The sequence below is a fragment of the Frigoribacterium sp. PvP121 genome (assembly GCF_017833115.1).
Classification (GTDB): Bacteria; Actinomycetota; Actinomycetes; order Actinomycetales; family Microbacteriaceae; genus Frigoribacterium; species Frigoribacterium endophyticum.
This window is the reverse complement of the sequence record NZ_JAFIBR010000001.1, coordinates 1093487-1106895: the sequence shown is the minus strand read 5'-3', so window position 1 is coordinate 1106895 and position 13409 is coordinate 1093487. Positions and strand designations below refer to the sequence as shown.

Genomic DNA, 13409 nt, shown 5'->3' with positions numbered 1-13409 from the left:
ACTCGGCGCGGAGGAGCAGTTCGTGACCACTCGCCGAGCGAGGTCGGCCAGCGGGCGGAGACAGGTGGGAGGCGCGGGGCGGGTTGCGCCGGTCAGCCGACCGTGGAGCGCAGCGTCGACGAACCGTCGGGCAGGCGTCGCACCTCGATGCGGTCGGCGATGCGCTGCTTGAGCTCGTCGACGTGGCTCACGATGCCGATCACGCGGCCCGAGTCGGAGAGGCGACCGAGCTCGGTCATCACGGCGTCGAGCGTCTCGGGGTCGAGCGAGCCGAACCCCTCGTCGACGAAGAGCGTGCCGAGCTCGAGCCCGCCCGCCTCCGCCTGGACGACGTCGGCCAGCCCGAGCGCGAGGCTCAGCGAGGCGTAGAAGGTCTCGCCGCCGGAGAAGCTCGCGGGGTCGCGGGTCGTGTCGGTCGTCGCGTCGCGGATCGCCAGCGCGAGGCCCGTGCGCCGGGAGCGGGAGCCCTGCTCGCGCTCCTCGGAGGCCTCGAGCACGTAGCGGCCGCTCGACATCACCCGCAGCCGCGCGTTCGCGGCCGCGACGACGTCGTCGAACCGACGGAGGAGCACGTAGGTGCCGAGCGTCACCCCGCGCACGTTGACGGTGCCGGTGGCGCTCGTGAGGTCGGCCATCCGCACGACGGCCCGCGCCTCCTCGGCGACGGACTCGCCCGCGACCTCGGCGCGTCGGAGGGCCGCGAGGGCATCGGCCGCCCGTCGGGCCCGGTCGGCGGCTCGCCCGGCCGCGTCGGTGGCCGCCGCGAGGACTGCCTCGGCCGCGGCGAGGGCCCCCTCCGCGGCCGGGACGTCGACCTCCTCCTCACCGGTGAGGGCGGCGATCGACGGGTCGGCCAGGCCCGCGCCGACCACGGCCAGCTCGGCGTCGTGCCCGGCGACCCGACGACTCAGGGAGTCGCGCTCCGGGGCGGGCAGGACCGCCGCGGCGGCGTCGTCGGCCGTCGCGAAGCCCGAGGCGGCCAGCGCCTCGGCGAGCTCGACGCGACGCTGGTCGTGCGCGACCCGGGCGACCTCGGCCGCCCGGAGGGCGGAGACGAGACGATCGGCGACATCGGCCCGACGGGTCAGGAGGCCGACGCGGTCGGCGACGGTGCCGGTCGTGCGCTCGGCGTCGCCGTCGGCACGCGCGTCGCCTCCGGCCACGGCCTCGGCGACGAGCGCCTCGTCGTCGGCGAGTCGGCGTCGATCGCCCTCGAGCCGCTCGGCGCGGGTGGCTCGGAGCGTGCGGGTCGTCTCGGCCCGGGTGCGCAGCGCGTCCGCCTCGCGGTCGTGGTCGTCGAGCGCCCGCTCCGCGGCCCGGGCGGAGGCCACGGCGGCACGGGCGCGGTCGAGCGCCTGCTCCGCCTCGGCGACGGCCTCCCGGGCCCCGGCCTCGTCGAGGTCGCCGAGCCCGGCCACGGCGACGTCGAGACGGGCACGGGCCGCGGCCGCGGCGGCGGCCGCGTCGCGCTGCCGCTGCCCCGCGGCGCGGGCGGAGAGGGCGGCGGCCTCGACGTCGTCGTCGGTCGGGTGGTCGTCTGTCGGGGCGGCCGGGGCCGGGTGGTCGGTCGACCCGCAGACCGGGCACGGCTCCCCGGCCTCGAGCGAGAGCGCGAGCTGGCCGGCCGTGCCGGTGATCTGTCGACGACGGAGCCCGGCCTCCAGGTCGAGCTCGACCAAGGCCTCCGTCGACCGATCGGCGAGGAGCTCGTCGAGCCGTGTCGCCTCCTCCCGCAGGGCGCCGGTCGCGAGCACGGCGGCGAGCTGCGCACGGGCGTCGGCGACCCGACGGGCGGCGGCGGGCTCGTCGTCGGCCGACTGCCGGGCGGCCTCGCGAGCGGCGACCAGGGCCGCCCTCTCGCCGGGGCGCCCGACGAGCTCGGCGTCGAGCGCCACGAGGTCGACGTCGACCTGCTCGAGCGCTCGGCCCGCGTCGAGCAGCTCGGCGCGACGGGCGGGCAGGCCCCGCTCGACGGCGGCGACCCGGCCGAGCACGGCGAGGTCGGAGCGCAGGTCGTCGCGGTGGGCCGCGACGGCGGCGGTCACCTCCGGCAGAGCGGGAGCGCCCCCAGAGCTGTCGAGGGCAGCGGTACCGCCGATGCCGTCAGTGCCGTCGGCCGGCGTCGACGCCCCCGTGACGATCAGCAGCCCGGGCACGGACTCAAGCGCCGAGTCGGCGGTCGTCGCCGCCTCCCGCGCCTCAACCAGCGCTGCCCCCGACTCCGCGAGCACGGCCTGCGCCGCCCGGAGGCCCCGGGCCGCTCCGGTCACCGTGTCGGCCCGGCCCGCGGCCTCGAGGCGCGACCGGGCCTCGTCGACCGCGACCGCCGCCTCCGTCAGGCGAGCGCTCCGGGCCTGCAGGTCGGCGCGGAGGTCGAGGGCCGCCCGTAAGCGGCGCTGCTCGTCGAGGCGGCGCCGCGCGTCGTCGTGCACCCGCCGAGCCGCGCCCCGCCGCTCGGCGGCCGCGTCGGAGTCGCGGACGAGCGCTGCGAGGACGCCGTCGACGGTGGCCAGGAGACCCTCGGCGCCCTCGGCGGGCTGATCCCCCGAGTCGCCCGAGTCGCCCCCGGCACCCGCCCCGACCGGGGCGGCCTGCCCGGCCAGCGCCGCCTCCAGCGCCGCTCCGACGGCCGGGTCGTCGTCGACCCCGACCGCCTCGCGCAGCCGGGCGACCGCGAGCTCGACGCCCCGGTCGGCCTCGGCGACGGCCGCGTGGGCCGCGCGCCGCCCCTCGGCCAGGCGGGCCGTCGTCAGCTCGTAGATCTCGGTGCCGAAGAGGGACTGCAGCATGCGCCGGCGGTCTTCCCCCGACGAGCGGAGGAACGCCGCGAACTCGCCCTGCGGCAGCACGACCGTCTGAACGAACTGCTGACGGGTCAGGCCGAGCACCCGGCCGATCTCGTGCCCGACCTCCTGCGTGCTGGTGGAGACCACCTCGCCGTCGACGGCGTCGGGCGAGGTCAGGCGGACGAGCGTGGCCGTCGCGTTCGCGGGCGTCGTGCCGGTGCCGCGGCTCTTCGGCCGCTGCCACGCCGGGCTCCGGCGGATGCGGTGCACGCCGGCCGCCGTCTCGAACACGAGCTCGGCGAACGGCTCGACGTGCGCCGCGGCGTGGTGGCTCCGGAGGCGGTCGCGGCTGGCGCCCTCGCCGGCGAGCTGCCCGTAGAGGGCGAAGACGATCGCGTCGATGACGGTCGACTTGCCGGCCCCGGTCGGCCCCTCGAGCAGGAAGGTGCCCGAGGCGCCGAGCGCCGCGAAGTCGATCGAGTGCTCGCCGGCGTAGGGGCCGAGGGCGCGCAGGGTCAGCCGGTGCAGGATCACTCGCTGCCCTCGCTCGCCCTCGCGGCCTCGTACGCCGCCCGCACGACGGCGAGCTCGGCGTCGGTGGCGGGGGCCCCCGAGGCGAACGCGACGAAGTCGGCAGCGACCTCGACGGGATCGGTCTCGGCCGTCACCACGCGCAGCCGGGGCGAGTCGACGGCGCCGACGGGCGTGTGCAGCACGGCGAGCGCGTGCGGGAACCGCTCGCGGACCCGCGCCCACAGGTGGTCGGGGTGCACGGGGTCGGTGACGCTGACCCGCAGCCAGGCGTCGGCGAGGTCGTCGTGGCGGCCGTCGAGGAGGTGCTCGAGGGTGTCGGTCACCTCGGCCAGGCGCCGCGGCACGGGCGCGGCGACGAGCTCGACCTCGACCGTGCCGTCGGCGGCGAGGTCGACGACGGCGGTCGACTTCACGTGCCCGACCTCGCCGAACGAGAAGGCCAGGGGCGAGCCCGAGTAACGCAGCACCGGGCGCGACCCCGCCGCAGCGCCCACCCGCTGGGCGCCGTGCAGGTGGCCGAGGGCGACGTAGTCGACGCCGGCGAAGACCGCCGAGGGCACCACGTCGACCCCGCCGACGCGGATGTCGCGCTCGCTCTCGCTCCGCTCGACGACGGCCCCGCCCGCGACGAAGGCGTGCGCGACGACGACCGAGCGGGTGCCGGGCCTCGTCGCCAGGTCGGCCCTGACCCGGTCGAGCGCGGCGCCGACGACGGCCTCGTGCGAGCGGGCGAGGGGCTCGTCGGCACCGCCGGGCGCCAGGGCGTGCCGCACGGTGTCGGGGTCGAGGTAGGGCACCCCGTAGAAGGCGACGGGGCCGTGGGCGTCGTCGACGACGACCGGCTCGTCGAGCCGGTCGACCGCGGCGAGCACGTGCAGGCCCGGCCGCATCAGCTCGGCGGCGAAGCCCAGCCGCGCGGCGGAGTCGTGGTTGCCCGGCGTAACAACGACGACGGCGAGCTCGCTCAGCCGTCGCAGGGCCGAGCCGAGGAGGCGCACGCTGGGCACCGAGGGCACGGCCCGGTCGTACACGTCGCCCGCGACCACGACCACGTCGACCGAGCGCTCGGCCACGAGGTCGACCAGGTGGTCGACGAAGGCGGCCTGGTGCTCGAGGAGGTCGACTCCGTGCAGGGTGCGCCCCAGGTGCCAGTCGCTCGTGTGCAGGATGCGCACGGGGCCCCTCTCGCTCGCGGTGGTCGTGGCGCCGGCGGTGCCGCCGGACGGTCGTCACTGTATCGACGCCGACCGACACCCGAGGTGCGGCGGGTCGCCGTCCTCGGCGGCGGGCCGGCGCCGTCCCGCCGCCGAGGACGCGGACCCGCCGCCCCGTCGTGACGAGCCGAACCGCGGCCGGGCCGTCCCTGCGGGGCCCTCACCGCGCCTCCTCGTCGCCCGTCGGCCCCGGGAGGGAGGAACATGGTCGGAGCCCGCGCCGCCCGCACCGACCGAGACGCCCCCGGAGACCCCCGTGACCCTCACCGAGACCGACACGACCGCCCTGCGCGAGGCGGTCGCCGCCCGCCGCGAGGCGATGATCGCCGACCTCGTGGCCTACGCGTCGCTCGAGACCCCCTCCGACGACGTCGACCTGCTCGCCGCCGGGCTCACCTGGATCGAGGCGTGGCTCGAGCGGACGGCCGGCCCCGCCGCCGCCCGCCGGGTGAGCGTCGTCGAGGGCTACGGCGACGCCGTCACCCTCGAGCACCCGTCGCCGACCGGCTCCGCCGAGTGGGTCACCGCGCTCTGCCACTACGACACGGTCTGGGCCGAGGGCACGCTCGCCGAGTGGCCCGTGCAGATCGACGGCGACCGCATGACCGGGCCCGGCGTCTTCGACATGAAGTCCGGGCTCGTGCAGCTCGGGCACTCCCTGGCGGTCTCCGACGCGCTCGGCCTGCCGCGGCCCGGCGTGCGCATCGTGCTGACCGGCGACGAGGAGGTCGGCAGCATCGCGTCGCGCCCCGTGATCGAGGCCGAGGTGAGCCGGGGAGGCGCGGTGCTGGTCTTCGAGTCCGCCGCCGAGGGCGCCGTCAAGACCGCCCGCAAGGGCGTCGGCATCTACGAGGTCGAGACGTTCGGCGTCGAGGTGCACGCCGGGCTCCACCCGCGCGGCGGGGCGAGCGCCATCGACGAGATGGCCCGTCTCGTGCTGCAGCTGCACGGCGAGGCCGACGTCGAGGCCGGCACCTCGCTCAACGTCGGCATCGTGCAGGGCGGCACGCGGACGAACGTCCGGGCCGGGCACGCCCGCGCCATGGTCGACGTGCGGGTCACCCGGGCCGACGAGGCCGCCCGCGTCGAACGGCTGTTCGCGTCGCTCGCCCCGCACGACCCGCTCGCCCGGGTCGAGGTCACCGGCGGCTGGAACCGCCCCGTGATGGAGCGGTCGGCGGCGACGGGTGCGCTCTACGAGCGAGCCGCCGCGGTCGCCGGGCAGCTGGGCTTCGAGCTGCGCGAGGTGTCGGTCGGCGGGGCCAGCGACGGCAACTTCGCGGCCGCGCTCGGCGCCGCCGTGCTCGACGGGGTCGGCGGCGTGGGCGGCGGCGCCCACGCGCGCCACGAGTGGATCAGCATCGACGGCATGGTCGAGCGCAGCGAGTTCGTCGTGGCGCTGCTCGCCGAGCTGGCGTAGCGACCGAGCGCCGCACCGGGCATCAGACGGCGCGCGTCAGGCGCCGGGCTGCTCGCCCGCGTGGGCCACGGCGTCGTCGACGATGTGCGAGACGTGCAGGTCGGCGACCGAGTAGATCGCCTCGCGCCCGACGCGGTCGACCTGGACGAGGCCCGCGGCTCGGAGGGTGCGCAGGTGCTGCGAGACGAGGGGCTGTGACAGCCCGGACGCCTCGACGAGGGCGGAGACCCCTGCCTCGCCCTCGCCGAGGAGGCGGAGCAGGCGCAGGCGGGACGACGACGACAGCGCCTTGAACAGCTCGGCGGCGGCCTCGAGGCCCTCGGTGGACATGGAGACACATTAGCCGTGGCGCATGCGACGCGCGCGGCCGCGGTGCCGGGCGCACCGAGGGCCCCGCCGGTGAGCGGGGCCCTCGGTCGCGACGATCAGTGCTCGTCGTAGTGGTCGCCGTGCTGAGCGTGCTTGTGCTCGCCGTGCACGTAGTCGACGTGGTCGTCGTGCGTGACGGTCTCGTGGCCGCAGTCGGTGCCGTGCTGGTGCTCGGTGACGGTGTGCTCGGCGTGGGTCTCGGTGTCGGTCATGGCGGTCCTTCCGGAGGGGCGGGTCGTGCGGGCAGGACCAGTCCACCATGACGCATGCACGGATTGCAATGCGTTCATCCAATCGATGATGAGAACCAGCACCGACAGGAACGCGAGACACCGCGACCCATGACCGACGACGACCGGCGGCGGCCTCAGCCCTGGCGCGTGTTCCACCGCGGGTTCGCCTTGTTGATGACGTAGACGCGACCACGCCGGCGCACCACCTGCGAGCCGGGGACGATCTTCAGCGCCTTGAGCGAGTTGCGGACCTTCATGGGTGCCTCCGTGTTGTTGAGAACGGTTGTCATCTAGAGTAGCCGCATGAGACACGACCTGCCGAGCCCGCGCCTCCCACGACACCGGGGGGTCACCCTCGTGGCCGGGCAGGAGGAGGCGGCCCTGCAGCACGTCGCCGACACGCTCGCCCGCCCGGACAGCCACCGGCTGGCCCCGAGGCCCGACGTGCACGACGCCGCCGACGAGGTCCACCGTGCCGTGCTCGACCTCGCCCGGAGCGGCGGGCCCGTGGACGTCGTCGTCCGGCTGCGCCCCGGCACCCCGACCCGCTCGACGGCGCTGCTGCTCGGCTCGCTGCTCGACCACGACCTCGGCCGCCCCGACGGGGCGTCGCTGCTGCAGCACGTGGCGTGCGTGGTCAGCGCCGACGACCTCGCCGACCTCGTGCTGCGCGGCACGGACGACCGCTTCGCGGCGGCCGAGCACGTCGTGGAGCTCGTGGAGCACGCGACCCTCGTCGTGCTCACCGACGTGGGCGCGGTGACGGAGCGCGAGCACCGCCTCCTCGCGGCCCTGCTCGGGGGGCTGGCCCCGACCGCGACGGTGCTCCCGATCACGTCGCTGACGACGGGCTGCCTGCCCACGCCGGGCCGCGCCTCCGCCCTCTCCGGCTCCGCGGGCTGGATGCGGGCCCTCTCCGACGACGCCCCCGACGTCGTCGAGGGCGACCCCGTGTCGACGGTGGTCTACCGCGACGAGCGGCCCTTCCACCCCGAGCGCCTGGCCGTCGCCCTGGAGCAGACGTTCACCCCCGGGCCGGCCGGCACCGTGCTCCGGTCACGGGGCTTCACCCAGTTCGCGACCCGGGCCGACCGGGTCGGCTCCTGGTCGAGCGTCGGCCAGATGCTCAGCCTCGACCCGACGTCACGGCCGTCGTGGCACCCGGACTCGCCGCACGGCCAGCAGATCGCCTTCTTCGGGCTCGACCTCGACGCCGGACTCGTCCGTCGTGCGCTCGACGAGTGCCTCCTCACGGACGCCGAGCTGCTCGCCGACCCGGCCTCGTGGCGCGACCTGGTCGACCCCTTCCCGACCTGGGACGACGCGACAGGGCGGCCGGGGCACGACCACCGGCACTGACGGAGCGGTCGAGCCACGCTCGGCCGTCACCGAGGAAGCCCGCCCCGCGTCGGTGCGCCCGGCGGCGTGACCAGATCGTGACCGGGGCGCGCCGGGGTCATCCTCCCGGCTGACGGGCCGGCCGTGCCCGGCTCACTAGCGTGAGCACCGGGCCCCGATGCGGGCCCGACCACCGCACCGATCGGTGCCGACCCCAGGGGAACCACCATGTCGCACGTCCGCCCGCTCACCGCCGTCGCGGCCGCCGCCCTCGTCGTGCTCGCCCTGGCCGGCTGCACGGCGACGCCTGAAGGCGACGCCACGGCGTCGCCGACCCCGACGGCCACGGCCACCGGCGACGCCGCTCCGGCGCCGACCACGACGCCGACCGCCGAGCCCGACACGACCCCGGCACCCACGGCGACCGCGGCCCCCGACGCGTCGCCGGTCGTCACCATCCCGACCGACTGCACGCAGATCGTCGACACGGCGACGTACCAGGCGACCATGGGCTCCACGCCGCTGAACCCGGAGGCGTACACGCGCCGTGACGGCAGCGCCCGCGGCGCCCGCACGCCCGGCGTCCCCGCGGCCGGCGACGCCCCCTTCATGATCGCCGACACGGCGGCGGAGCTCGACTGCCTCTGGCGCGACCCGGGGGCGGACGTCACCGGCCTGTCGGTGCAGCTGGGCCGTCTCGACGAGGCCACCAGCGCCGCCCTGCTGCAGCAGGCGGAGGCGCGCGGGGCCAGCTGCTCCGAGGCCCACGACGGTCGGCTGTGCCAGCAGACCACCGTCGTCGAGATGTACGGCACCGACAGCACCGACACCTACTTCGTGCGGGGCGACCTCTTCATCGCCGTCGGGCAGTCGAACTACCCGACCGACGACCTGCTCGGCTCGATCCTCACGCACCTCTCGAGCTGAGGGCGGCCGGGCGGCCGGGCGGCAGGGCGGCCGGGCGGTCGGGCGGTCGGGCCCGGGCAGCCCGCAGCAGCGCGGACGGACCCGTCGCCCCGCGACCGGGCCCGCTCCGCGCCTCCTACAGGACCGACTTCGGCACGCGGTGCAGCGTCACCGCGCCGACGGCCGCGAACGGGTGCAGGGGGTCCGGCGCGACCGAGCCGGTCGGCCCGCCGAGCCGGGAGTGCCCGACGGCGCTGAGCACCGCGTAGGCGTCGCCGCGCGACCAGCCGTGGTCGTCGACCAGGAAGGAGAAGGCGTCCTCGTAGCCGCGCCGGACGCTCTCCTGCACGGGGTCGCCGAGGCCGACGAAGATCCAGTCGTCGGCGGTCTCGATCCGCGGCGCCCGCAGCTGGGCGCCCTTCACGAGGTCGATCGACACGACCGCCGTGCCCTGCGCCTCGATCGCCACGAACGACGACTCGCCCTCGGCCATGATCGCGTGCACGTCGCCGATCGAGAGGTACGCGCCCTCGACCATCACGGGCAGGTAGACGGTCGAGCCGACGGTGTTCTCGGTCACGTCCATGTTGCCGCCCTGCGGGTACGCGGGCATGATCGTCGAGTTCTCACCCTCGGTGGGGGCGGTGCCCATGCAGCCGATCATCGGCCGCGGCGCGAAGACGTGGCGGTCGGTGACGTGCACGCCCTCCGCGTCGATCGGCACGCGGCGGGTGAACATCTCGTCGCCCATCACGTGCTGCAGGGCGCCCGAGCCCGGCAGGCTGACCGACCAGCCGTGGTCGACGAGCCGGATGTCGTGCACCGTCACGGCGAGCGCGTCGCCGGGCATCGCGCCCTCGACGTAGACCGGGCCGGTGACCGGGTTGATCGGCACCGACAGCTGCGCCAGGTCGTGGTGCTCGTGCAGCTCGGCGTAGACGGCGTCGCTCGTCTCGAAGCCGATCGTCTCGCCCGTGCCGGGGGTGATGCGCAGCACGGGCTCGACGGCGGCGCTGAAGCCGGGCCGGCCGAGCTCGTTGCCGAGGAAGTGGTCGACGCCCGAGGCGCCGGACGAGGCCGACGCTGGCCCCGACCCCGAGGAGTCGCGGTGCGCGTCGCTCATCGCCCCGCCTCCTTCTCGAGGGTGTCCGCCGCCGGGGTCGCCGTGGCGGCCGCTCCCGACCCGTCGCCCTCGTCGACCTGCCCCAGGGTCGGCGCCGCGCCTCCCCGGATCTTGTAGAAGAGGAAGACGCCCGCGCCCACGACGAGCCAGACGAGGCCGCCGATCTTCGCCGCGGGGGCCGCGTTGACGAGCACGTAGCCGATGATCAGGAAGCCGACCACGGGCACGACGAGGTGCAGCAGGTAGTTGCGCGACTTCCCCTTGACGACGTAGTGCCAGATCACCGAGAGGTGCAGCAGCATGAAGCCGAAGAGGGCGCCGAAGTTGACCAGCGACGAGATGACGTCGATCTGGCCGACGAAGAACAGCACGAGGATCGCCGAGAGCACCGAGACGACGAGGATGGCGGCCTGCGGCACCTGGCGCGAGTTCAGGCGCGAGAGCACGGCCGGCAGCTGCCGGTCGCGGCTCATCGAGAACAGCAGGCGCGAGGTCGCGGCCTGCGCCGCCATGGCGTTCGCGATGCCGACGGCGAGCACGTTCACGACGAAGAAGGCGGTCATCCAGCCGCTCGACGACGCCTGGGCGACGAGGTCGAAGAAGGCGTTGCCGGCCTCCCCCTCGGGGAAGGAGTCGCGGCCCGCGGCGAGCGCGCTCGCCAGCCAGGTCTGCAGCACGAACAGGAAGGCGACGATGACGAGGGCGATGATCATGGCTCGACCCGCGCCTCCGCGCTTGCCGGTGGACTCCTCGGCGAGGGTCGAGATGCCGTCGAAGCCGAGGAACGACAGCACGGCGATCGACAGCGCCGACGCGATCAGCGGGCCGGTGACCTTCGACGGGTCCCACACCTGGCTGACGTCGAACTCGGCGCCGGGGATGGTGCCGCCGTTGAGGGCGGTCACGGCGATGATCACGAAGATGACGATGAAGACGACCTCGATGGCGAGGAAGACGCGGTTCATCAGCTTCAGCGAGGTGATGCCGAGCAGGTTCACGGCCGTGTTGATCGCGACGAAGATCAGCGCCCACATCCAGCGGGCGGTGCCGGGGAAGATGCCGACCATCGACTCGGCGGCGAAGACGTAGAGCAGCGTCGGCACGAGCAGGTAGTCGAGCAGGATGGCCCAGCCGGCGAAGAAGCCGACCGTGGGGTGGATGCCGCGCCCCACGTACGAGAAGACCGACCCGGCGAGCGGGATCGACTTCGCCATCTGCGCGTAGGCGAGGGCGGTGAAGATCATCGCGACGAGGCCCACGAGGTAGACCAGGGGCACGAGGCCCGACGACGCGTTGTAGACGGTGCCGAAGATCGCCCAGGGCGCGATCGGCACCATGAAGATCAGGCCGTAGACGAGCAGGTCGCCGGTCGAGACCGACCGCTTCAGCTCCTGCTTGTAGCCGTACTGCTCGAGCTGCGCCTGCGCGCTCAGCTCGGGGGACTCGGTGCGCTCGGACATGGTGTCTCTCTTCGGGGTGAGGGAGGAACGGTGCGGGGAGGGGTGGTGCCGGGGAGGCGCGGTGCGGGCGGTGCGGGGAGGCGCGGGTCGCGTCGGTCCAGGTGACGCGGCCCGCGCCCGTCAGGGGGGGGTGGCGGGGGCGGCGGTCAGGCGTCGTGGTCGGCGAAGAAGCCGGCGACGACGCGGCGGAACTCCTCCGGCTGCTCGAGGTGCGAGCAGTGGCTGGCGCCGGGGAAGACGTGGGAGACGGCGCCGTCGATGCCGGCGACGAAGGGCTGCCAGGTGGCCGGCGTCGCCTCGTCGTGCTCGCCCGCGACCACGAGGGTGGGGGCGGTGACGCTCGGCAGGCGGTCGACGATCGTCCAGTCGCGCATCGTGCCGATCACGTGGAACTCGTTCGGGCCGTTCATGGTGTGGTAGACGGTCGGCTCGGCCTCCATCTGCTCCTCGCTGTCGACGAAGTCCTGGGGCATCGGCACCACGCGGCAGACGTGGCGCTCGTAGAAGACCTGGGTCGCGGCGAGGTACTCGGGGTCGTCGGTCGTGCCCGCGCCTTCGTGCCGGAGCAGCGCCTCCTGCACGTCGGCGGGCAGCTGGGCCCGGAGCTCGGCCGCGCCGTCGACCCAGAGCTGCATCGAGGCGGGCGAGTTGCAGATGGCCAGGCTGGCGAGGCCGGCCGGCTCGCGCACGGCGATCTCGGCGCCGAGCATGCCGCCCCACGACTGGCCGAGCACGTGGAAGCGCTCGAGCCCGAGGTGCGCGACGACGGCCTCGAACTCGTCGACGAAGAGCTGGGGCACCCAGGTCTCGACCGGGGCGTCGGGGCGGTGGCTGCTGCGGCCGCAGCCGAACTGGTCGTAGTGCACCACGGTGCGGCCGGTCTCGTCGGCGAGCGCGACGAGGTTGCGCAGGTAGTCGTGGGCCATGCCGGGGCCGCCGTGCAGCACCACGAGCGGCAGCGCGCCGGGGCGGGGCTCGTCGGGCGTGGTGACCTGGTACCAGGTGTGGCCGTCGCGGAACGGGAGGGTGGCAGCGGTGCTCGTCGACATGCGCGTCAGCATGCACCCGGAAAGGTCTCACGCCAAGACCTTTCCGCGTGACTTAACCTGGGCGTAACACGACGACGGGCTGGGGAGGGGTGACGCGGCATGACGGAGGGCACGCCTGTGGACGCCGCGGAGGCGCGCGCCGGGTCCCCGGTGACCGCCGCGACCTCCTCGCCCGACACCGCCGCCGCCTCCCCCGGCACCGACTCCCCCGGCGCCCTCGAGGCCCCGCTCGAGTCGTCGAGCCGGGTCGACGACATCTCCGACCGCCTCGTGACGGCCATCGCGACCGGCGAGTACCTGCCCGGCCAGCGCCTCCCCCCGGAGCGCGAGCTGGCCGCCTCGCTGCGCGTCGGCCGGATGACCGTGCGGGCGGCCCTCGCCCGGCTCGTCGACCAGGGGCTCATCGAGACCCAGCGGGGCCGGGGCGGCGGATCGTTCGTGCAGGAGCGCTCGACCGACCGGGCCGCGGCCGTCGCGCAGCGCACCCTCGCCGCCCGCTGGTCGGACCTCCGCGACACCAGCGACGCGATCGGCCGCCTGCACGGCACCGTCGCCGAGGCCGCGGCGGAGAACCGCACCGACGACGACGTCGCCGTGCTGCGCGACCGGCTCGAGGGCTACCGGTCGGCCGCCTCGGGCCTGGCCTCGCAGAAGGCCGACGAGCGCCTGCACGTCGCCATCGCCGACGCGGCGCACAGCGCGACGCTCCGGGCCGTGCTGTTCGAGCTGGAGTCGCGGGTCAGCATCGCCGCGCCGGCCCACCTCTGGGGCGGCCCGGACGGCATGCGCGAGATGGAGCTGCGCGCCCTCGCCGAGCACGAGCAGATCGTCGAGGCCATCTGCGCCGGGGAGGCGGCGCACGCCGCCGCCCTGGCGCGGCGCCACGTCGGCATCGACCTCGAGCTGCTCGAGCGCGTGGTGCGCGGCGCCGACCGCCCCTGACCGACGATCCCGCGGGCTCGCCGTCGAGTGCCCGC

12 protein-coding genes are annotated in these 13409 nt (G+C 75.3%); 4 read left to right on the top strand and 8 right to left on the bottom strand.

The window, feature by feature from the left end; genetic code table 11:
* Positions 1 to 92: 92 nt before the first annotated feature.
* On the bottom strand, positions 93 to 3320 hold the full coding sequence (locus JOE43_RS05190; protein ID WP_209515371.1) for an AAA family ATPase: 3228 nt from the start codon (positions 3318 to 3320) through the stop codon (positions 93 to 95).
* Complete coding sequence (locus JOE43_RS05185; protein WP_209515368.1) at positions 3317 to 4495, bottom strand: exonuclease SbcCD subunit D; 1179 nt, start codon at positions 4493 to 4495, stop codon at positions 3317 to 3319. The genes JOE43_RS05190 and JOE43_RS05185 overlap by 4 nt, the downstream gene beginning before the upstream one ends.
* 295 nt (positions 4496 to 4790) lie before the next feature.
* Between JOE43_RS05185 and JOE43_RS05180 the strand changes: the two genes are divergently transcribed.
* Positions 4791 to 5954, top strand: coding sequence for a M20/M25/M40 family metallo-hydrolase (locus tag JOE43_RS05180; RefSeq protein WP_209515365.1), 1164 nt, complete (start codon positions 4791 to 4793; stop codon positions 5952 to 5954).
* A gap of 36 nt (positions 5955 to 5990) precedes the next feature.
* On the opposite strand, the gene JOE43_RS05175 is transcribed toward JOE43_RS05180, so the two are convergent.
* The 3 genes from JOE43_RS05175 to ykgO all read right to left on the bottom strand — a co-directional run bounded on the left by JOE43_RS05175 (position 5991) and on the right by ykgO (position 6813).
* Entirely contained in the window at positions 5991 to 6284 is a 294-nt protein-coding gene (locus tag JOE43_RS05175) for a helix-turn-helix transcriptional regulator (RefSeq protein WP_056051972.1), read from the bottom strand.
* 95 nt (positions 6285 to 6379) lie between these two features.
* On the bottom strand, positions 6380 to 6535 hold the full coding sequence (locus JOE43_RS05170; RefSeq protein ID WP_056051970.1) for a hypothetical protein: 156 nt from the start codon (positions 6533 to 6535) through the stop codon (positions 6380 to 6382).
* A 155-nt stretch (positions 6536 to 6690) separates the two neighbouring features.
* Positions 6691 to 6813: a type B 50S ribosomal protein L36 gene (ykgO, locus tag JOE43_RS05165; RefSeq protein WP_209519065.1), complete on the bottom strand. Its 123-nt coding sequence runs from the start codon at positions 6811 to 6813 to the stop codon at positions 6691 to 6693.
* 46 nt (positions 6814 to 6859) lie between these two features.
* On the opposite strand from ykgO, the gene JOE43_RS05160 reads away from it, so the two are divergent.
* Both JOE43_RS05160 and JOE43_RS05155 read left to right on the top strand, forming a co-directional pair.
* Positions 6860 to 7915 carry a GTP-binding protein gene (locus JOE43_RS05160; protein WP_209515362.1) on the top strand — a complete coding sequence of 352 codons (1056 nt, stop codon included), beginning with the start codon at positions 6860 to 6862 and terminating at the stop codon, positions 7913 to 7915.
* Between the two features lie 207 nt (positions 7916 to 8122).
* Positions 8123 to 8821, top strand: coding sequence for a hypothetical protein (locus JOE43_RS05155; RefSeq protein ID WP_209515359.1), 699 nt, complete (start codon positions 8123 to 8125; stop codon positions 8819 to 8821).
* A gap of 115 nt (positions 8822 to 8936) precedes the next feature.
* Here the strand turns inward: JOE43_RS05155 and JOE43_RS05150 are convergent, their stop codons facing one another.
* The 3 genes from JOE43_RS05150 to JOE43_RS05140 form a co-directional block, all read right to left on the bottom strand.
* Complete coding sequence (locus JOE43_RS05150; protein ID WP_209515356.1) at positions 8937 to 9923, bottom strand: acetamidase/formamidase family protein; 987 nt, start codon at positions 9921 to 9923, stop codon at positions 8937 to 8939.
* On the bottom strand, positions 9920 to 11383 hold the full coding sequence (locus JOE43_RS05145; protein ID WP_209515352.1) for an APC family permease: 1464 nt from the start codon (positions 11381 to 11383) through the stop codon (positions 9920 to 9922). The genes JOE43_RS05150 and JOE43_RS05145 overlap by 4 nt, the downstream gene beginning before the upstream one ends.
* Before the next feature lie 146 nt (positions 11384 to 11529).
* Positions 11530 to 12432, bottom strand: a complete 903-nt coding sequence (locus JOE43_RS05140) for a proline iminopeptidase-family hydrolase (protein ID WP_245187112.1) — start codon at positions 12430 to 12432, stop codon at positions 11530 to 11532.
* A 99-nt stretch (positions 12433 to 12531) separates the two neighbouring features.
* Here JOE43_RS05140 and JOE43_RS05135 point away from each other — a divergent pair, with 99 nt between their 5' ends.
* Entirely contained in the window at positions 12532 to 13374 is an 843-nt protein-coding gene (locus JOE43_RS05135) for a FadR/GntR family transcriptional regulator (protein ID WP_209515344.1), read from the top strand.
* Positions 13375 to 13409 lie beyond the last annotated feature (35 nt).